The sequence below is a fragment of the Pseudomonas sp. AC172 genome (assembly GCF_979258595.1).
Genome location: NZ_OZ409868.1, coordinates 1,436,701 through 1,457,811 on the forward strand (window position 1 = coordinate 1,436,701; position 21,111 = coordinate 1,457,811).

The following is a 21,111-nucleotide window of genomic DNA, read 5'->3' on the forward strand; positions in this document are numbered from 1 at the left end:
GCCCGCCCCGAGATTTTCTGAAATGGACATTCGCCAACTGGCCTTTATCGCCCGTGAGCCTGCTGCTGCCGCAAAAAACCGCGAACGCTTCCTCGGCATGCCCAAGCGCGGGCTGGCGTTTCTCTTGGCGAACGTCATGTTCTGGCAACCGATGTGGGCGCAGGCCGACGGCATCGTGGTGGCCAACCCGAACACCTCGCTGGATCGCGCCGGCAATGGCGTGCCGATCATCAACATCGCTACGCCCAATGCCAGCGGCCTGTCGCATAACCAGTTCCACGACTACAACGTCGGTGCGCAGGGGCTGATCCTCAACAACGGCTCAACCCAGAACACGGTCACGCAATTGGGCGGGCATATCATCGACAACCCGAACCTGAAAAACAGCGGTTCGGCGCAGGCGATTCTCAACGAAGTCATCAGCGGCAACCCGAGCCAGTTGCGTGGTTACACCGAAGTGGCGGGGCAGTCGGCGCGGGTGATCGTCGCCAACCCGTATGGCATTACCTGTAATGGTTGCGGTTTTATCAACTCACCGCGTGTGACGTTGACCACCGGTAAACCGGTGCTCGACAACGGTCGGCTTGATCGCTTTCAGGTTGATCAGGGTTCAGTGGCCATCGAGGGCGCGGGCCTTAACGCGACCAACGTCGACCGTTTCGAAATCATTACCCGCAGCGCGAAGATCAACGCCGAGATTCAGGCGCAGAACCTGACGATTGTTGCCGGGCGCAACGACGTCAACGCACAAACCCTGAATGCCACCGCCCGCGCCGATGACGGCAGCGCAAAACCGCAACTGGCCATCGACTCCTCGGCCCTCGGCGGCATGTATGCCGGGGCGATCAAACTGGTCGGCACCGAGGCCGGGGTCGGGGTGAAGCTCGACGGCAAACTGATTGCCAGCGGCGGCGATATTCAGCTCGATGCCAACGGCCAGTTGAGCCTCGCAGACACCTCGGCCACTGGCGCCGTTAACGTCAAGGCTGCCAGCCTCGATACCCAAAGCGCGATCTATGCAGGCACCGCGCTCAATGTGCAGACTCAAGGCAACCTGACCAACCGTCAGACCCTCGCGGCGCGCGACAGCATCAGCCTCAGCGCCGGCGGGCAACTGACCAACGCCGGCACCATCGAAGCGGGCGTCAACGCCGATGGCAGCCGCAATGCCAGCGGTGATCTGAGCCTGACCGCGCAGCATCTGGACAACACCGGCAAGAGCTTGCTCGCCAGCCGCAATCTGACGGTCAACGCCGCCACCCTGAACAACCAGAACGGTACGCTCAACGCCAAAGCCATTGCCATCGGCGGCGGGACCCTGGACAACCGCAACGGCCGGATGCTCGGCGATCTGGGCCTGAATATCGATCTGAGCGCGGCGCTGGACAACCGTGGCGGTGTGCTCGGTTCCGGTGCAATGGTGAATCTCAAAGCAGCCAGTCTCGATAACCGCGACTCCGGTTCGTTGGTCAGCGATAGCGCCCTGACAATGCGGGTCGCTGGCTTGCTCGACAACAGCAACAAAGGCGGGATCACCGCCAAAGGTGCAACAAGCGTTTCGGTTGGCACACTGGTCAATCAGGCAGGCCTGATCAGCAGCCGCAGCGCGTTGCAACTGACCGCCGATCAGACCCTGGATAACCAGTTCGGTACGGTGATTGCCGACGGCCAGTTCACGCTCACAGCCCATGCTCTGGACAACCGCAACGGCAACCTCGTCGGTAAGTCGGATGCCAGCGTTCAGGCGCAGAACGTCAACAACCAGAAAGGCAAGTTGATCGCCACTGGCATGCTCAAGCTCAATGCCAATCAACTCGATAACCGGCAGAGCGGTCTGCTGGGTTCGACCAACGCCATGACCCTGACGGTTGGCGAGCTGGACAACCGGGGCGGTGAAATCAGCACCAATAGTGATCTGCTGCTCTCCGGCATAAAACTCGACAACAGCGATGGCGGCAAGGTCTTCGCCGGCAAGGCTGCGACGCTGACCGTCGATGATGTGCTAAACCGCAACAAAGGCCTGATCGATGCAGCCACGCGGTTCACGCTGCACGGGCGCACGCTGGGCAACAACGGCGGGGAATTGCGCAGCCAGCAAGCCATGCAACTGACCGTCGACGATGCCTTCGATAACGCTTTGGGTAAAGTCAGCAGTGAAGCGACGCTGGCAATCAGCGCCGCACAGCTGATCAACAATCTGGGCATTTTTTCCAGTGCCGCCGATTTGAAGCTCGTCAGCCGTGGCGGCCTCGATAACCAGGGCGGCAAGGTTGTCACCGACGGTGCGCTGGTCATTGAGAGCGGCAGCCTCGACAACCGTCAGCAGGGCACGCTCAGCGGTAAAGGTGCGGTCACCGTCACTACCGGCGCATTCGATAACAGCAACGGCTTGCTCAGCAGTGCCGACACCCTTGATCTCGTTGCCGGGCAGGTCACCAATGATGGTGCTGGCACTATCGGCAGCCAGGGTGCGTTGACGGCTTCGGTCACAGGTCTCGATCAACAGGGCGGCAAACTGTTCAGCAACACGCGCCTGAGCCTGGACCTGAATCACGGTCAGTTGAACAACGCTGGCTCGATCAACGCCCCCGGCGCACTGCTGCTCAAGCAACTCAACGGCGTCAACAACCAGGGCGGCACGATTTCCAGCGCTGAAGCGTTCACGCTGACGGCGCAAAATCTGGATAACGGCAGCGGCAAGCTTTTGAGTAATCAAGGCCTCACCCTGCGCATCGCGGCGGCACTGGACAACGTCAAAGGCATGATTGGCGCAGCCGTCATCGATGCCCGCGCCGGGAGTGTGAACAACAGCGGCGGCAGCCTGACCAGCCGTGGTGACCTTGAACTGAGCGTTGACGGCCTGCTGCGCAACGACGGCAAAGGCTTGATCAACAGCAAGGGCAATCTGACGCTGACCGCCAGCGGACTCGACTCGAGCAACGGCGGCGAAGTTTCCGCCAACGGTGACATTGACCTGACACTGACCTCGCTGACGCAGAACGGCGGACGACTGCTGGGTGAAAAATCGGTCACGGTGGATCTGGCCAATGGCGACTTCGACAACCAGAACGGTCTGCTCACCGCCAAAGGCCCGCTGACCTTCAAACGTCTGCGTGACCTGAGCAATCAGAACGGCGAAGTCTCCAGCAACCTCGGTTTTGACCTCATCGCCCGAGCGATAAACAACAGCGCCGGCAAAATCATCAGCGGTGAAAAGCTGTTGGTGCGCGGCACGGATCTGATCAACCAGCAAGGCCTGCTGTCCGGCTGGCAGGCGCTGAGTGTCAAAGGCAACAGCCTCGATAACCGCGACAGTGGCACGCTGTCGAGCAAATACGCCGATGTCGCTGTTGATCTCACGGGTGCACTGCTCAACAGTGGTTCGGGCGCTGTCGTCGCTCAGGGCAATCTGAGCATCAACGCCGGCAGTCTCGATAACAGCGACAAGGGCAACCTCAGCAGTGGAGCAGGGCAGACCCTGACGCTGGCCGGTGCGCTTAATAACAATCAGGGCGGCCTGATTGCCAGTGCTGCGGCGCTGGATATCGTCAGCACCGCGTTCAGCAATATCGGCGGCGCTATCAATGCGCAGCAGGTCATCAATGCCACGGCTTCAAGCCTCGACAACCGTGGCGGCCAGATCGCCGGCAACGACGCAATCAACCTCAACCTGAGTGGCCAGCTGAACAACAACGCCGGCAAACTCGCGGGTGCCGGACCGATGCTGATCAAGGGCGTGACCGATCTGCACAACCAGAACGGCCAGCTCGCCAGCCAGAAAAACCTCGACCTGCGCACCGGTTCGCTGGACAACAGCAACAAGGGCACCATTGCCGCCAATGACCAATTGTTGATCACCGCCACGGGCGCGGTCAGCAACCAGGGCGACGGCCTGATCTACAGCAAGAATGCCGATGCGCAACTGAAAGCGGCCAGCCTGCTTAACGGTAAGGGCTCGATCCAGAGCGACAGTGGTCTGACCCTTGAGATCAGCGGCGACTTCGACAACCAGAGCGGCAAAGTCATTGCCCAGAACGGCGATGTGCTGATCACCGCGGCCAACATCGATAACCGTGGCGGCACGCTTTCCAGCATCAAAGGCGCGTTGGAAGCGCGAACGGTTGGCGTTCTGCGCAATGGTTTCGACCTGAATAATAACCGTCAGGGCGGCATCATTCAGGCGCAGAGCCTGACGCTGTCGGCATTGGCGGGCCTCAACAACAACGGCGGGCGGATCTCGGCGCAAGCGGCAGACAGCAGCATCACCACGGCTGCGCTGACTAATGACAGTGGCGTGCTTTATGCGAAAAAGCTGTTGGGCGTCACTGGCGCAAGCCTCGATAACAGCGGCGGACAGATTGCCGCCGAGCGCATCGATTTCAGCCTCAGTGGTGCGCTAAGCAATGGCGCGGGCGTCATCGAAAGCGACACACAACTGAGCATCAAAGCGGGAACGCTCGATAACCAGAACGGTCGCCTCCGTTCGCTGGGCGTCACCGGCAAAACCGAATTTCAGATTGGAGGTTTGCTCGACAACCGCAATGGCGTACTGGAAACCGCTAACACTGACCTGACCCTGGCGGTCGGCAGCTTCCTCAATACCGGCGGGCAGCTCAACCACGTTGGGCGCGGCAAGTTCGATATCTCCACGGCCAATGTGCTGGGTGCAGGCGGCAGCATCGTGACCGGCGGCTTGCTGGAACTCAACGCCGATAGCTGGAACAACAGCAGCGCGATTCAGGCCGGTCGCCTGAACGTGAACGTGCGCGAATTCAGCCAGAGCGCCAGCGGCAAGCTGCTGGCTTCGGAGTCTTTGCAGGCCCGGGGCGGCAACTGGACCAACAACGGCTTGATTGCCAGTGATGGCTCCATCGATATGCAGTTGGGCGGAACCTATGCGGGTAGCGGTCGCCTGAGCAGTCAGCGCGGCACTTATCTCTCCGCTGCACAAATGAACTTCGGTGCGGGCGGCAGTTTCGCCGCCGGCGCGACATCGACCATCAGCGTCGGTGGGCAACTGCTCAACGCGGGACGCATCACCTCCAGCGAAGACCTGACCGTCAACGCTGGCAGCGTAGCCAACTACGGCAGCCTCGGGGCGGCGCAGAACCTGTTCATCAACACGCCCACATTACTCAACGATCGCGGGCTGATTTTCAGCGGCAACAACATGACACTCGGCGTCAGCACGCTGACCAACCAGCACGGCGATTTCTACAGTCTGGGCAATGTGCTGATCGGTGGATATGGCGGCGCGGCGCGGGCTGCCGGGGTCTACAACATTTCCGGTTCGATGGAGAGCGTGAAGGATTTCACGCTGAACGCTGATGTGTTCGAGAACCGTACGGAAGGACCATCGGCGTCGGTTGAGCGCAAGCAGATTTCCGGTTTTATCGCCGCTACGTGCGGCGACTGTGTTGGCGGCACGTTCAATAACTTCCTCGTCACCCGCGAGACTTATCAATTTGTCGACAGTGATAACAGCGCCTCTGCCGTGCTTAACATCGGCAAGGATTTTGTTTTCCAGGGTGGTTCGTTCCTCAACAGCAAAAGCACCGTGGCGGCGGGTGGCAACATCACCGTCACTGCTGACACCCTGAAAAACATCGGCGCCAAAAGCGGGATTATCGACGTTACACGCCACTACAACTTTGAAATGGGCACTGGCAGCACCGCGCGGTTCATGGCCGACGTCGTGATGCCGTACAACCAGCGCAACAATCCTGATTTCCCTTCTATCTACTACGTGGTCGCCCCAGAAGGTCTGGTTCGCAAAGCCACAGCCAAGACAGTGGGCGGCGGCATTGTCATCACCGACGACGAAACCGGTGAAAACGTCGGCAGTCGCAAATACGGCCGGGCCATGTCTGGATTCAGCGCCGGTTTCGAAACCTCGACTCCGTCGCAGTACGACCCCGATAACCTGCTGGCATTGCCGAGCGAACTGGCGCAGTACCAGAAAGGCCTGGCGGTTGAAACGGAAAGCACCAGTGCGGGGCTGCCCGGTGCCGCGACCGGTCGCAACGCAGTCATCCAGGCCGCTGGCAACGTCTCGATCAACGCCACCAAAGAAGTGGTAAACGCCGTCATCCATGAGGATTACAGCTCAACCGGTGGCACCAACAAAGTCGCTGATACCAAGGTCGGTAACAGTGACACTGTCGTTGTCCGCATCAACAGCCAACTGCCGCCAGATCTCGCCCAGCAGCAAGTCAATCCGCTGAGCCTGCCAGGCTTCTCCTTGCCCACCGGCGAAAACGGTCTGTTCCGTTTGAGCGGGCAGGGCAGCAGCACCGCAGCGTCCGGCAACGGGCCAGCGCCGACCTGGACGGTGGGCAATGAAGCGATCAGCGCTCAGGATCATTTGGCCGTCGCCACCAATGGCGGCCCGCGCAATCTGTTTGGTGACGCCCCGGCTCAGGTTTCCGACGGCACTCGTGCGGTCGATACGTTCCATCGAACCTCAAGCACTGGCGATGACACTCCTCCGGTCACCCGCGTTACCGGCCTGCCGGACACCAAGGCACCGTCCAACCCACACAAATACCTGATCGAAACCAACCCGGTACTCACCGACCTCAAGTCGTTCATGAGCTCCGATTACCTGCTGGCCAAACTCGGCTACGACCCCGACCAGAGCGCCAAACGCCTCGGTGATGGTCTCTATGAACAACGCCTGATCCAGCAAGCCGTGACCGCGCGCACCGGTCAGGCTTTCCTCGACGGCCAGACCTCCAACGAGGGCATGTTCAAGTACCTGATGAACAACGCCATCGCCAGCAAGGACGCGCTCAACCTGTCGGTCGGTGTGGGCCTCACATCGCAGCAGGTCGCCGCGCTGACCCACGACATCGTCTGGCTCGAAGAGCACGAAGTGAATGGCGAAAAAGTCCTGGTGCCGGTGGTGTATCTGGCTCAGGCCAGCGGCCGTCTCGGCTCGACCGGGGCGTTGATTGCCGGTAATGATGTGACGCTGATCGCCGGTGAAAACCTCGATAACGTCGGCACGCTGAAGGCTACCAACAACCTGTCCGCCACGGCGGGCAAGGACCTGATCAACAGCGGTTCGGTCGAGGCGGGTAATCGGCTGGATCTGTTGGCGACCAACAACATCGTCAACAAGGCCGGCGGGATCATTGCCGGGCGCGATGTCAGCCTGACCACGCGCACGGGCGATGTGATCAACGAGCGGACCATCACCTCGATGGACGACAAATACGGCACCGTCACCCGGCATCAGGACTTTGCCGATAACGCAGCGCGGATCGAGGCGGCCAACGACCTGACCGTCAAAGCGGCCAACGACATCAACGTCATCGGCGGTGTGCTGAAAAGCGGTCAGGACATGGCGTTGAACGCCGGTCGCGATGTCAATGTGGCCTCCGTGCAGGTTAACGACAGCGCGTCGCTGGGTTGGAGGGGAGCTGTCAGCAGTGTCACGCAATTGGGCGCGGATATTGATGCCGGGCGTGATTTCAAGGCTGATGCCAAGCGTGACATCAGTGTGATTGCCAGTGACATTGATGCCAAACGAAATGTGTCGATGTCGGCGACTGAGAATCTGGTGATCAGTTCGGCGGCTGACGAGGAGCATTCGCGTTCTGCAAACAAGAGAATGTCGCGTCAGGATGATCAGGTCAGACAGGTGATGTCCGGTATTACTGCCGGCGGTGACATGACGTTGAATGCCGGCAAGGATCTGGAACTGATTGCCAGTCGAGTCAGTGCAGGGGATGAGGCTTATCTGTTTGCTGGCAACAATGTAAATCTGGAAACCGCGGATAACCTCGATCACTCTTACTACTCGAAGACCAAAAAAGGCTCGTTCGGCAAGAAAAAGTCGACGATGTCTGAAAGCGAAAGCGCCGTTTCGGTCAGCTCCGTTGTTGCAGCAGGCAACAAGCTGGCGATTTCCGCCGGAGAGGACTTCAACGCCACCGGTGCCAAGCTGAAAAGCGATGGGACATTGCTCGCCACTGCGGGTCACGATATCAATCTTGATGCTGCCGAGGATTATGCGAGTACCGCCAATGCCTCCTCCAAAAAGGGCTGGACTTCGAGCAAGTCCAGTGCTTCGGAGGTCACTCAGGCACGTTTGAACAGCACTGAGTTGGTCGCGAAGAATATTGAACTGAAGGCTGATCATGATATTGCGCTGACGGCCGCCGCGCTGCGTGCCGAGAGTGAGGTAAAGCTCACCGCTGCCAATGATGTATTTGTTGGTGCAGGTGAAGAAACGCATACGTCCGCTCAGTCGAAAAATTCCAGCAAGAGCAGTGCGAACTTTTCGGGTCTGTTGACTTCAGCACAAAAGTCACAGCAAGCCCAATCGACCTCGACCCAAAGCATCGGCACTGACATTAGCGGTGGCAGTATTCAGATCAAAAGTGGCCGCGACACTGTTGTCGAGGGCAGTACGCTGGTTGCCGATAAAAACATTGGCATCGATGCCGGTCGCAATCTTGAAATTACCAGCGCTGAGAACACCGAGAGTTCAAGCTCCAGGTCTGGCAGTAAAAAAGTTGGCGAGCTTGGCTCCTGGTGGCAGGGGGCTACGGGGATTGTCAAACAGAAAGAGACCGAGCAATACGACGCTAAGCGCCAATCGGGCAGCCAGATTGCTTCGCTGGGCGGCAACATCAGCCTCACTGCCGGCGACCGCTATAACCAATCAGCCAGCCAATTAGTCACGCCTCTGGGTAATGTGAACATCACTGCCAAGCATGTCGATATCGAGGCCGGTTTCGACTCCCTCAACTCCAGTAAAACCGCCAGTACCAGCCGTACCGCCGTTGGCGGGTCGGTGAGTATCCCGTTGCTTGATGCCTTGCGGGGTATTCAGCAAATGGGTGAGGCAGCGCAGAAAACCAGCGATGACCGAATGGTCGCACTGGCGGCAGTGAACGCCGCCATGAGCGCCAATCAGGCGCTGGATGCCGGTCAGGCGATGATGCAGAACCCTCTGGGTGGCGTGAAAGTCAGCGCCAATCTGAGCAACAGCCAGAGCAAGATGAACAGCAGCCAGAGTGGCCGCAATGTAGTTGCCAGCGATGTTGTCGCGGGTGGCAACGTCAACATCGTTGCAACGGGAGCCAGTGCTGACAGTGACATCAATGTGGTGGGCAGCCGAATCGAAGGCGGCGGCGATGTCAGCCTGAAAGCCGACGGTGAAATCAATCTGTTGTCAGCGCAAAACACCGCACACCAGCAAAGCACTAACAGCAACAGTGGCTGGAGTGTCGGCATCGGCTTCGGCTTTGGTGAACAGAACGGTTTCACCCTCGATCTGGCAGCCAACAAGGGGCGCGGCAGTAGCGATGGCGACGACGTCACTCACACCAATACCTCAATCAAGGCGGGTCATACGCTCAACCTGGAGAGCGGTGGCGACACCAACATCAAGGGGGCTGTCGCCAGCGGTGAAACGGTCAAGGTTAAAGTCGGCGGTGACCTCAATGTCGAGAGCCAGCAGGACACCAGTACCTACACCTCCAAGCAGATGAGTGCAAACGTCGGGTTGAGTGTCTGTGTCCCGCCGTTCTGCTACGGCAACAGTAGCGTCAGCGGCGGAATTGCTGCTCAGCACATGCAAAGCGAGTACGCCAGTGTGTCCGAGCAATCGGGAATCAAGGCTGGCGACGGCGGATTCCAGGTTGAGGTCAAGGGCAATACAGATCTAGTAGGGGCGATAATCGCCAGCACCGACAAAGCGGTCGCCGACGGCAAAAACACCCTGAGCACTGGCACGCTGACGAGTTCTGATATCAAGAACAAGGCCGAGTACGACGCTAGTAGCATCAATCTCAGTGGTGGTTATGGCGGCGACATCGGACGTGACAAAAACGGTAATGCCAGCGCCACCGCTAGCCGGGGCGGGCCAGTTGTCGCCAGTAAGAATGGCGTGAGCGCCACCACGCCTGTCGTCCTGTTCGCCAGTGACAGCTCCAGCAGTACCACGCACAGTGGGATAAGCGGTGCTGCTGTGACGATCACCAACGGCGCAAAACAGCAGGAGCTCACTGGAAAAACCGCTGAGCAAACCATCGCAGCGATAAACACGAATGTTTCAAGTGATCGCGATGGCAGCAATAAGCTGAAGCCGATTTTCAATGCCGAAGAAATCGGTGCGAACTTCGAAATCGTCGGCAAGTTTGTGCAGAACGTTTCTCAGTTCGTCGAAGACCGTGCGCGGGAGATGGATAGCAAGAAGAAGCAGGCTGATCTGGAGTTGGCGGCGTCCTTTGATCCGAAACTTTCCGAGAAGGCTCAACTGGCTCACCACGAGAACTACCTGCAGCTCAAACAGCAGATCAAGGAGATTGGCGATAACTGGGGGGCCGGTGGTACTTACCGCCAGATCGCTACAGCCCTCGTCGCCGGCATAAGCGGCAACGTCAGCGGCAGCAGTGCGCAGTTTGCCCAGAACATGGTGGTCAATTACGTACAGCAGCAAGGCTCATCTTATATCGGTGATTGGGTGAAAAAGGGTCTGAAGGAAGGCAGCCCTACACACGCCGCGTTGCATGCGATTCTCGGCTGCGCCGGTGCTGCGGCCAGCAACCAGTCGTGTTCGGCGGGTGCTTTGGGCGGTTCAGCAGCGAGCGTGCTGGCGGGACTGTTCGCAGACACCGATCCAAATGAAACAGCGATAGAGCGCGAAGCAAAACGCAACATCATCACCAGCCTGGTGACCGGTATTGCGGCCATGAGCAATCCGAATGGCGCCGCCACAGCGAACAACGCTGCAACGGCGAACATCGACAACAACTGGTTGGCGACGCAGCAATACGTTCAGGCCATGAAGGAAATTGATGCCGAGCCCAATTTTCTGAAGAAACTGGCGATCCAGGCCAAGTGGCAGATGGTTTCTACGCGGCAGGATTTGCTGACCGGCTCCGGAGTCCTCAAAGGTTTTACCGATGGGATGGCGGGTGCGGGCCTGGGGACTTTGGATAGCGCCGTCATGTTGATGAGGGATCCTGTGCAGAGTTGGGACGCCGTCGTGGAGTTCGCTGGCTCTGATGAGGCTCAGGCGCTGCTGGGTAAAGCAATTGGCGCTGCGTTCAAATCCCAGATTGATCAAATTGGGCTGGCGCTCGTCGAAGGCGGCGATGCCAACGCAGAAAACCTCGGCCGGCAAATGGGGCAAGCCGTGGCACTCGTGGTTCAGCTGTTGGCGGGCGGTGGGAGCAGTTCTGCAAGTAGCGCGTTGACCCTTTCGCGGATGGGTATTGATGTCTCGGTCAATACCGTCAAGAAAATCGGTAAGTCGTTTGATCTCGATTTTGTCAAAAAACAGATAAACAAGTTCAAGGATGTCGTGCGGGATACGGACGTGCCGGTGCTTGATCCGGTCACTCCACCCAAAACGGGGGGAGGGTTAGCGGGTAATGGCGAGGGGTTGTTTTCCAGCGTCAATCGCACGTCCTATACACCAAAGGGTGAAACGTTCGGGCAGGCATTTGATTTTTCATGTGTTGCAGCAAGTTGTAAAATGGCCGCAAACCTGGTGGATACACCTGAGGCCTATATTAGACAAGCAATATTGATGGAGTCAGACGGCGCATTTCTTTCAAATGTTCCTAAAGGATTGAAGGATTTGGGTTTCACAGGGACGGCTACGTATTCAAGTGATATAACAGTGAAAACGATTACGAGCGCTACGGAAAATGGTGCCGCTGTGATCGTAAATGTGAGAACCGAGTTAGGGGGGCTTCATGCGATTGTTGTGGACTCTGTAGAGCATGGAATTGTTGGAATACGGGATCCATGGCCATTAGGGGTTGGATCAGCATACTCCGTGCCCACAAGCGCATTAGAAGAAATCCTGAGCGGCGGTGTAATCGTTCATCCATAGGTGAATAAGTATCATGCAGAAGAAATGTGATTTGTATTTATGTGAAGCGGTCGATGCCTCGCAGCTTAAAGTTATTCGCTTGTTTGATCAGGGTTTTGTTTGCGAAGCCGGAACCAAACTTACGGGTTACCTATCTATTAGTGTAAATAGAGTGAAGCTGGTGGCAGTAGTATCTGATTTGAGGCGGCGTCAGATACCCTGCTACAGCGTGCCAGTGGAGTACCGGGTAGATCGGGTATCATTTGAGGCTGCATTGGAAGTGGCGAAGGCGCATAGCATCGAGCAGCAACTGGTCGTTGCGGAAAACCCAGCTCAATATCCTCCATTGTTTTGGTCGTTTGTGTTGGGTTCTAGAGTTGCTACGGAAAATAAGGCGGGCGGGGTAATTATGGTCGACCGCCTGGACGGCCATATCTGGGGGCTTGAGGAGTACGAAGAGTATATGTATGACTACAATAATGTATTTTAGAAGAAGGGAAGGTGGAAGGGGTATAAGAGGGCTTGAGACGTTTAATGAAGGCTTAAAATGGTATGCAAGTTTTTTCGCAATTTCACTGTTATGGTGCGCTAAATTTTTGTTCAAACAATTTAAATGATTCGGCGGAGGAATAAATGGGTACAGATCCTGAGGGATCCCCACAAGTCTACTCTAGGCTCTGCGCCTGATGATGCACCTCATCACGCAGAGCTTCTTCAGATTGTTCCCGTGTTTTCTGCCTCCAAAATCTGCGTAACTGCGCCAAAATTCCTAGCGCACTGACAGGATCACTTGATCGTCGGCACCAGCGGCGGCCCGCGCAATCCGTTCATCGACGCGCCAGCTCAAGTTTCCGATGGCACTCGCGCAGTCGACACCTTCCATCGAACCTCGAGCTCTGGCGACGACACCCGTCCGGTCACCCGCGTTACTGGCCTGCCGGACACCAAGTCACCGTCCAGCCCGCACAAATACCTGATCGAAACCAACCCGGTACTCACTGACCTCAAGTCGTTCATGAGCTCCGATTACCTGCTTGATAAATGGGGACAGAGCACGTTTCGATAGCACTCTTAAAGCGTGGTCCGTCCCCTTTTTTATTCGAAAGAAATTGATGCCGAACCCAATTTCCTGAAAAAAATAGCTATTGCGGCGAAGTGGCAGATCCAGTCTACGCGGCAGGATTTGCTGACCGGTTCCGGAGTCCTCAAAGGCTTTACCGATGGGATGGCTGGAGCGGGGCTGGGCACTTTGGATAGCGCCGTCATGCTGATGAGGGATCCTGTGCAGAGTTGGGACGCCGTCGTGGAGTTCGCTGGCTCTGATGAGGCTTATGCATTGCTGGGTAGTGCAGTTGGCGCTGCGTTCAAATCCCAGATTGATCAGATTGGACAGGCGCTCGTCGAAGGGGGCGATGCCAACGCGGAAAACCTCGGCCGGCAAATGGGGCAAGCCGTGGCGCTCGTGGTTCAACTGCTGGCGGGCGGTGGGAGCAGCTCTGCCAGTAGCGCGCTGACCCTTTCGCGGATGGGTATTGACGTCTCGGTCAATACCGTCAAGAAAATCGGTGCATCGTTTAATCTGGACACTGTCAAAACCCAGATCAGCAAGCTACCGGGTGTCGTGCGGGATACTGATGTACCGGTGATTGATTCGGTTAAGCCGGTTGTACCACCGAAAGTGGATCCCGTCGTACCACCGAAAGTTGACCCGGTTGTTGAGCCAGTTAAACCGAAACCTCCTTCAAGCGGTGGGCTGACACCTGTATATAAGGATCCTGAAACTGGTCTGAATGCGATCAACCCGAATCCGTCCACCAACACCGCCAGAATTGAAGAGCTGGCCAAGGATCTCGATACGCAAAAAATTGCTCTACATGAAGGGCAGGTTGCTGTACAGCTTGAAAACACTTTTGGCAGTACGCTTGAACGCGTCAAACCCACTCTCGGTAAGCCCAATCCCGATTTTGTCTTCGTAGATGGTCCTTATGTAGGGAAAACGGTGGATTTCATGTGGACTGATTCGAGCAGGTCTGGACCGCTCAATAAATTCTTTGTTAATAACGCAAAGACTAATTATGATCAGCTCATTAAGCATATCGAGAAGGCAGATATAGTACCCCTTGATTTCAGGAATTTAACTATTGAGAATCAGGGGCTTGTCAAAGGTTGGATTGATAGTTTGCCTTCTGTCTCGAAAGATAAAATCATAATTTTGAGGTGATGTATGGGGATGTACATAGCGATCGCGGATGGGGTCGGTAGGGCCTTAACCAAGGGGGTGTTTGACTGTGTAGTTGAAAGTACGCGGGCTTGTTATTTAGCGAAGGATAGCGATTGCCTGCTGAAAATTTATGAACCGCTGGATGAACAGGGGCAAAGCTTTATCTCACTTCGAGACGTTGATGTGCTGTGTTTCAACGTTTTCTATATCGCCTGTGAAAAAGCGATGAATTCCTTTCCTGAAAGTGAAATGGGACAGAGTGTTCCTTTCGATCATCTAGAGGGTATTCTTTGGAACTGGCGCGAAGTGTTGGGTTTGATGCGTACAGATGTCAGGTACAGAGGGTAAAGAGCGACAAGATCAGAGTCTGACAATTTTGTTGTCTACTGCTCCAGAGCGCGGGCGCGCAAAGGACAATGTGACAGACCCTGAGGGATCCCCACAAATCTACTCCAGGCTCTGCGCCTGATGATGCACCTCATCACGCAGAGTTTTCTCCAATGTTTCCCAGTCTCCGCTGACTCCGAACTCTATGCATCTACGCCAATACTCCAGGCCCAGTCGCCACAATTAGAGCACGCGTCTTTCTCTGAAACTGTTGCTTTGATAGCGCCGCTCAAGGTTACTTTTTCGAGCCTGAAGTCCCGTTAAAAAGAGCAGGTAATTGGCGGGAGCGGCAATCAACAACAGTAGCTCAATACGATGCTTGGTAGCAATTCGGCCAGTGTTTTGAGTAGGCGGTTTTGGTACTTGGGGCAGCTCTTGCGCTTATGAACACTTTCATAAACAGGAAATGAGCGCCCCGCCAGAGGGATCGATGCTCTCAGCAAAAAGGCTGTGCCTGAAGCGTCAATTCGAGACCAGTCGACCAGGATCAGAGGATGCTTCAACGAACCCAGCAATGCCCGAAGCATTACCCAATAGAACAATGGGCGCTCTGATCTCAAGTGTTGATTGCCCAGCAAGCGATCCACGCGCTTTATCGAATGCTTGGGGTAAGCACGCCCCTTCATGTAGCGCCAAAGAGCGGTCAGTGTCAGGTGACGTCCATGCAGTAACGAACTGACACAACTCATCAGTGATGTCAGACGGCGAGAATGGATAGAGGGCAGTGCTTGAGCGAGCGCTCTGTGTAAAAATCGGATGGCCTGCATGGGTTCGGTTTCTTGTATTTGTGTGGTGCAAACCAAGTTGCCGACTCATGCAGGTCTCTTCAATATTCCAACTTCTTGATTTTCTTTAAGAAAAATCGGGGATCCCTCAGGGACAGACCCTGAGGGATCCCAGGCTTTCCCGATATTCGCTGTAACCTGTAGGGTGAGGATGTATTCATGGCAGCGATCAGGGGCGGTGTGGTGTTGGGTGGTGAGTACTCAGGCTGGGAGATCATTGTTGAGGATGATCGTGATGGCGACACAGGTGGGTATTATTTGTACTTGAAAAAAAGTGGTAGCGAAGGGTTTGATTACTGGTTTGAGAGTGAGTCTGCGCTTAAGGCGCAGTTAGCCGAACTCCATGTTGAGTGGTACTAGTCAGTGCTCCGTCCCAGGTTACCCCGCAACAGTGAATCGCTGCAATACAGCCGGCCTCGTTCTTTGACGCCCCAACCGTGATGAATGGGGACAGACCACATTTAGAAAGCGCTCTGAAAACGTGGTCTGTCCCCTTTTTATCTGCCAGCTTTTTTGAGTGGAAATGCGGGTTTGCCTGAAGAGCTTTTCAACCCTAGGTAATAGCGTTATGGACAAGAGATTAAAGGCGCTGTGTGTGCAGCTTGGGAAGATGAGTTCTGAGTTGGCTACCGACTGGATGATTTCAACTTACCCAGTTGACGCTATGGAGTGGGGGGAGGCACTGTTACTCATACCCCATCGCACCTGGAAACGTTCTGACCAAAAGCGGTTGGCAAGATATTATTTTTGTAAGTTGCCATTTTCTGGGGGGAGAGGATATGAAGTCTTCGCTTCTATAATGCCGCTGCAGGTTTTAGTTGCCTGCATTTTAGAGCGTCTACCTACAGAGTCATCAAGAATTGAACTGCTTTGCTATTATCTGGTTCCTGTTCTTGAGCGGTTTGCTAAAAATGAATCTGATCGTCAGATGATTGTTGAGTTTGTTACGAAGCTTCATGTGAAGGAATAAGAAAAGATGAATGGGGACAGACCCTGAGGGATCCCCACAAACTACTCCAAGAGATAAATGGGGACAGACCACGTTTAGAAAGCGCTCTGAAAACGTGGTCTGTCCCCTATTTATCCATTCGAGTACGTGCAGCTGGCCTCGTTCTTTGACGCCCCAACCGTTGGCCATTTATCATGCGTAAGCATAACGGCGTCACTGTGTCGTGAATCATTCGAGTACGTGCCTTCCTGCGGCTGCGCACGTCAACCCTGCCTCACCAATCCCGTATCGGCCTACGCCGTCATTTCAGGTGCTCAACAACGTGTCTGTCCCGAAAATTTCTGTCGTCATCCCCACGTACAACGTTGAGTCCTACATCGCTGAAACCCTCGATTCGCTGATCAATCAAGCCGTGCCGTTGCATGAAATCATCTTGATCAACGACGGCTCGACCGATGGCACGCTCGCGGTGATTGACGCTGGATTTGGCCATCGCCCGGAAGTCAAAGTGGTCACCCAGGTCAATCAGGGCGTTGGCGCTGCCCGGCGCAATGGTCTGGCGTTGGCGAGCGGCGAGTATGTGTTCTTCTGCGACCCGGACGATGTAGTCAGCCCGGAGTTGTTTTCGACGCTGGTGGAGCAGGTGCAGGCCAACGCCGCGCTTGAGTTGTTTTATTTTTCCAAGCGTTCGTACACCGAAGTGGACGGCGAGAAGCAACTGTTGCGACGTAACACCGCTGCCAGCCGCAATGGCTGGTTCGAGGCGGGGCGCGACTTGCTGCAGGATCTGATTTTGTCCGGCAAGTATCACGCGGCGACGTGGCAATACATTTTCAAGCGTTCGGTGTGCGAGCGTTTTGTGGTCCGGCTGGAAGGGCGGGCCCATGAAGATCATGTGTTCAGCATGAATGTTTACCTGCACAGCCAGACCACTTTTGCCACGGCAGCGGACTATTACTTTCAACGGGTCAGGAGCGGTTCGCTGACGCAGAGCCACAAGGACGTTGAGTACGTGATGGGCAGTTATGCCGCGTATCGCGACACGCTGGCAGCGCTGAAAAAGCACATTGCTGCGTTCAGTGCCGGGCGCGAAGTTGCGCTAAATTTCATGGAGCGCAATGTCGACGCACTGATCACCAAGTGCATCAAGTATGGTGTGCCGTTGCCACAGCAGATCACCTCGATGACGCGACAAGACAGCCGTGATTGCGGGGTGATGTTGCATACTCGCTGGACGCTGTGGTTTCCGCGCATCGTTCATGCGGTGCGCAAGCTGCGTTTCAATCTGAAGCAATCGCGCCGAAGTCGAAAAGCCGCCGCTCAGGGGTAGCGTTCACTTGCCGACAAGCGCAAAAAAGGGGCGAATTCATATCGATGAATTCGCCCCTTTTTATTGCTGTTCAGTTACGCGGTTCTCAGCGAAACGCTGGCACCACATGCTTGATAAACAGCTCCAGCGATTTCTTCTTCTGATAAATGGGGACAGACCCTGAGGGATCCCCACAAATCTACTCCAGGCTCTGCGCCTGATGATGCACCTCATCACGCAGAGCTTTCTCCAATGTTTTCCAGTCTCCGCTGCTTCCGAACTCTATGCATCTACGCCAATACTCCAGGCCCAGTCGCCACAATGAGAGCACGCGTCTTTCTCTGAGACTGTTGCTTTGATAGCGCCGCTCAAGGTTACTTTTTCGAGCCTGAAGTCCCGTTAAAAAGAGCAGGTAATTGGCGAGAGCGGCAATCAACAGCAGTATCTCAATACGATGCAGGCAATGGCTTCTATGTAGATTCAGACCCAATCCCAAGTGCTCACTTTTCACATCCCTGAAGCCCTCCTCAATCTGTGCATACGGCGTTTGTAAACTGCCACGATTTTTGCCGGATTCCATTCGTCCTGAGCCAGGTTGCTGGCAAGCAACCATGGTTCACGCTCGCGTCTGGCGGATTGTCGACTCAGTTTGTTTTTTGCAATTGACCCCGTAACGCGTTGGTGTTTGCGGCCCTTGGCGCAGTGCCGTACGCAGTACAAATCGATGAAGTGTGGGGCGCTTCGCGTCATCTCGACACGGCCAAGTGCCTTGGGTGAGGCGGCGGCCAATGCATACAAATTCTTCACGGGTTGCCAGTCAGTTTGATCGCGACGATAAAGTTCGCGATTTCTTATCCGCGCGACGTAATACCAGCCTTGGGCGGCGACAGCCTTTATCCATGGTCGCCGAAAACCCGCATCGGTGACCAGAATCGGAACGCAGTCATCTGGTAGCAATTCGGCCAGTGTTTTGAGTAGGCGGTTTTGGTACTTGGGGCAGCTCTCGCGCTCATGAACACTTTCATAAACAGGAAATGAGCGCCCCGCCAGAGGGATCGATGCTCTCATCAAAAAGGCTGTGCCTGAAGCGTCAATTCGAGACCAGTCGCCCAGGATCAGAGGATGCTTCAACGAACCCAGCAATGCCCGAAGCATTACCCAATAGAACAATGGGCGCTCTGATCTCAAGTGTTGATTGCCCAGCAAGCGATCCACGCGCTTTATCGAATGCTTGGGGTAAGCACGCCCCTTCATGAAGCGCCCAAGAGCGGTCAGTGTCGGGCGACGTCCATGCAGTAACGAACTGACACAACTCATCAGTGATGTCAGGCGGCGAGAATGGATAGAGGGCAGTGCTTGAGCGAGCGCTCTGTGTAAAAATCGGATGGCCTGCATGGGTTCGGTTTCTTGTATTTGTGTGGTGCAAACCAAGTTGCCGACTCATGCAGGTCTCTTCAATATTCCAACTTCTTGATTTTCTGTAAGAAAAATCGGGGATCCCTCAGGGACAGATCCTGGGGGATTCCCCGCGCTAATGGAATTAGATCCCGGGTTTATTGCGTGTAGATCATAAATGATGAAGAATTTTTTCTATTATCAATCGCTTCCTGATTCGATGCCTGTAGAAGATGTGGCAAACGAGTTTCATGAACTGCTGATCGAGAAGCCTTTTTCTGGAAAGTCAAAGTTTGATTTTTTACAGGCTCTGTTAGAACTCAGCGATCGTCAGTGGCACACCTATGAACAGTTGTGCGAGTCACTAAAGACTCAAATTGAAAAAATCTTGATCAATGAGTGGGATGGGTTTGATTTTGATTTTGCTCAGGGGTCGATCGTCGTTGCGGCACACCTTGGATTGGCTGGACTGTTTGACTTTATATCAAACCAGAATGTCAGTGAGCTTTCGTCAGAAGTAGCTATCGAGATCAAAGAGGCAATTGCTGAGCTGGGTAGTAATATCGCTGATCCGTATAGTGGTATGAAAGAGATGGGTGGAGACTACGTTTAGCGAACATTTGAAAACGTCAGCTAACCCGTTTTCCACCGTTTCGAGGTCAACGTAGCCTCATCGGAGTCTGAGCCATTTGAAATTGAACATTCATTTCCCTGACAACCTCATCTCTGATGACTTGCTCAGGCAGCAACGGATTCCCTGCCTTTGCAAGGCCTCAACGCAGTTCGAGATTTCCTTCTCGGATACAGTCCCCGAATCATCCGGGATCGTATCGGGCTGGAATCGTGAGGAGCTGGAGCGACGGGCGATCGCCGGGGCGGGTGGTCAATACACCCACTATGCGGACAGTCTGATTACCTTAAGTAAAAAGTTCATTGATCTTGAAATGTTCTATCGAAGCTTTGGTTGGTGCACTGTATTTCGAGATGGACAATACGCACCCGCCGGAAATTTCTGGGACGATGAGCCAACGCAAAACTAAAACGCCCCGAACTCTATCGGGGCGTTTTCATTTATCAGGCCGAGCCAGCAACGTGTTCACCGAAACGCCGGCACCACATTCTTGATAAACAGCTCCAGCGACTTCTTCTTCTCCTCATGCGGCAAGCTGTTATCACACCAGAAACTGAACTCATCCACCCCTAGTTCCTGGTAGTACTTGATGCGCGGAATGATCTCCTCCGGCGTACCAATCATTGCGGTCTTGTGCAAACTCTCCAGTTCAAACTCCGGACGTCCGGCGAACTTCTCTTCCGGGCTCGGCGCAAGGAAGCCGTTGACCGGGGTTTGCTTGTTGCCAAACCACGCATCGAACGTGCGATAGAAACGTGAGATCGCTTTCGCGCCGATTTTCCAGCCATCCGGGTTATCAGCGGTGTGCACGTGGGTGTGGCGCAGCACCATCAGTTGTGGGCGCGGAACATCCGGGTTGTTATCCAGCGCGGCCTGGAACTTGTTCTTCAGGTCGAGAACTTCTTCGTCGCCCTTCATCAATGGCGTAACCATCACGTTGCAGCCGTTGGCCACAGCGAAGTTGTGCGAGTCCGGGTCGCGGGCGGCGATCCACATCGGCGGGTTCGGCTTCTGGATTGGCTTCGGCACGCTGGTGGAGGTAGGGAATTTCCAGATGTCGCCGTCGTGGGCGTAGTCGCCTTGCCACAGGGCGCGGACCACCGGAACCATTTCGCGCAGTGCCTGGCCGCCGCTGGAGGCAGGCATGCCGCCGGCCATGCGATCGAATTCCACCTGATAAGCCCCACGGGCCAGGCCGACTTCCATGCGGCCGTTGCTGATGACGTCGAGCAACGCGCATTCACCGGCGACCCGCAGCGGGTGCCAGAACGGCGCGATGATGGTGCCGGCGCCGAGGTGAATGGTGGTGGTTTTGGCGGCGAGGTAGGCGAGCAATGGCATCGGGCTTGGCGAGATGGTGTATTCCATCGCGTGGTGTTCGCCGATCCACACGGTGCTGAAACCGCCGGCCTCGGCCATCAGGGTCAGTTCGGTGAGGTCTTCGAACAGTTGGCGGTGGCTGACGCTTTCGTCCCAGCGTTCCATATGGATGAACAGGGAAAATTTCATGACGCTTCCTCGGATCTTTTGTTGTTGAGGCTACGTGTGGGAGCGAGCTTGCTCGCGAAGGCTGTGTAACAGCCAGCATCTATGGCGAC

11 protein-coding genes and 2 pseudogenes are annotated in these 21,111 nt (G+C 55.5%); 10 read left to right on the forward strand and 3 right to left on the reverse strand.

Features of this window, described 5'->3' with window-relative positions; all coding sequences use genetic code 11:
* Window positions 1–22 precede the first annotated feature (22 nt).
* From ACZ0A4_RS06645 to ACZ0A4_RS06665, 5 genes are all read left to right on the forward strand, one after another.
* Window positions 23–11,857 carry a hemagglutinin repeat-containing protein gene (locus ACZ0A4_RS06645; protein WP_463573696.1) on the forward strand — a complete coding sequence of 3,945 codons (11,835 nt, stop codon included), beginning with the start codon at window positions 23–25 and terminating at the stop codon, window positions 11,855–11,857.
* 13 nt (window positions 11,858–11,870) lie between these two features.
* Window positions 11,871–12,326 (forward strand): hypothetical protein, encoded by a 456-nt coding sequence (locus ACZ0A4_RS06650; RefSeq protein ID WP_463573697.1) that lies wholly within the window; start codon window positions 11,871–11,873, stop codon window positions 12,324–12,326.
* 300 nt (window positions 12,327–12,626) lie between these two features.
* Window positions 12,627–12,902 (forward strand): hypothetical protein, encoded by a 276-nt coding sequence (locus ACZ0A4_RS06655; protein ID WP_463577656.1) that lies wholly within the window; start codon window positions 12,627–12,629, stop codon window positions 12,900–12,902.
* 12 nt (window positions 12,903–12,914) lie between these two features.
* Complete coding sequence (locus ACZ0A4_RS06660) at window positions 12,915–14,057, forward strand: hypothetical protein (protein ID WP_463573698.1); 1,143 nt, start codon at window positions 12,915–12,917, stop codon at window positions 14,055–14,057.
* Window positions 14,058–14,066: 9 nt separating this feature from the next.
* Window positions 14,067–14,405 carry a hypothetical protein gene (locus ACZ0A4_RS06665; RefSeq protein WP_463573699.1) on the forward strand — a complete coding sequence of 113 codons (339 nt, stop codon included), beginning with the start codon at window positions 14,067–14,069 and terminating at the stop codon, window positions 14,403–14,405.
* A gap of 356 nt (window positions 14,406–14,761) precedes the next feature.
* On the opposite strand, the pseudogene ACZ0A4_RS06670 reads toward ACZ0A4_RS06665, so the two are convergent.
* Window positions 14,762–15,211, reverse strand: a pseudogene (locus ACZ0A4_RS06670) (IS4 family transposase); the annotation flags it as partial.
* Window positions 15,212–15,388: 177 nt separating this feature from the next.
* On the opposite strand from ACZ0A4_RS06670, the gene ACZ0A4_RS06675 reads away from it, so the two are divergent.
* From ACZ0A4_RS06675 to ACZ0A4_RS06685, 3 genes are all read left to right on the forward strand, one after another.
* On the forward strand, window positions 15,389–15,589 hold the full coding sequence (locus ACZ0A4_RS06675) for a hypothetical protein (RefSeq protein WP_463573700.1): 201 nt from the start codon (window positions 15,389–15,391) through the stop codon (window positions 15,587–15,589).
* A 208-nt stretch (window positions 15,590–15,797) separates the two neighbouring features.
* Entirely contained in the window at window positions 15,798–16,199 is a 402-nt protein-coding gene (locus tag ACZ0A4_RS06680; protein WP_463573701.1) for a hypothetical protein, read from the forward strand.
* Window positions 16,200–16,500: 301 nt separating this feature from the next.
* Window positions 16,501–17,508 (forward strand): glycosyltransferase family 2 protein, encoded by a 1,008-nt coding sequence (locus ACZ0A4_RS06685; protein WP_463573702.1) that lies wholly within the window; start codon window positions 16,501–16,503, stop codon window positions 17,506–17,508.
* A gap of 178 nt (window positions 17,509–17,686) precedes the next feature.
* On the opposite strand, the pseudogene ACZ0A4_RS06690 reads toward ACZ0A4_RS06685, so the two are convergent.
* Window positions 17,687–18,882, reverse strand: a pseudogene (locus ACZ0A4_RS06690) (IS4 family transposase).
* A gap of 178 nt (window positions 18,883–19,060) precedes the next feature.
* Here ACZ0A4_RS06690 and ACZ0A4_RS06695 point away from each other — a divergent pair.
* Entirely contained in the window at window positions 19,061–19,495 is a 435-nt protein-coding gene (locus ACZ0A4_RS06695) for a hypothetical protein (protein WP_463573703.1), read from the forward strand.
* Between the two features lie 76 nt (window positions 19,496–19,571).
* Entirely contained in the window at window positions 19,572–19,922 is a 351-nt protein-coding gene (locus tag ACZ0A4_RS06700; RefSeq protein ID WP_463573704.1) for a hypothetical protein, read from the forward strand.
* A gap of 56 nt (window positions 19,923–19,978) precedes the next feature.
* Here ACZ0A4_RS06700 and ACZ0A4_RS06705 read toward each other — a convergent pair whose 3' ends face one another.
* Complete coding sequence (locus ACZ0A4_RS06705; RefSeq protein ID WP_463573705.1) at window positions 19,979–21,022, reverse strand: LLM class flavin-dependent oxidoreductase; 1,044 nt, start codon at window positions 21,020–21,022, stop codon at window positions 19,979–19,981.
* Between the last annotated feature and the right edge of the window lie 89 nt (window positions 21,023–21,111).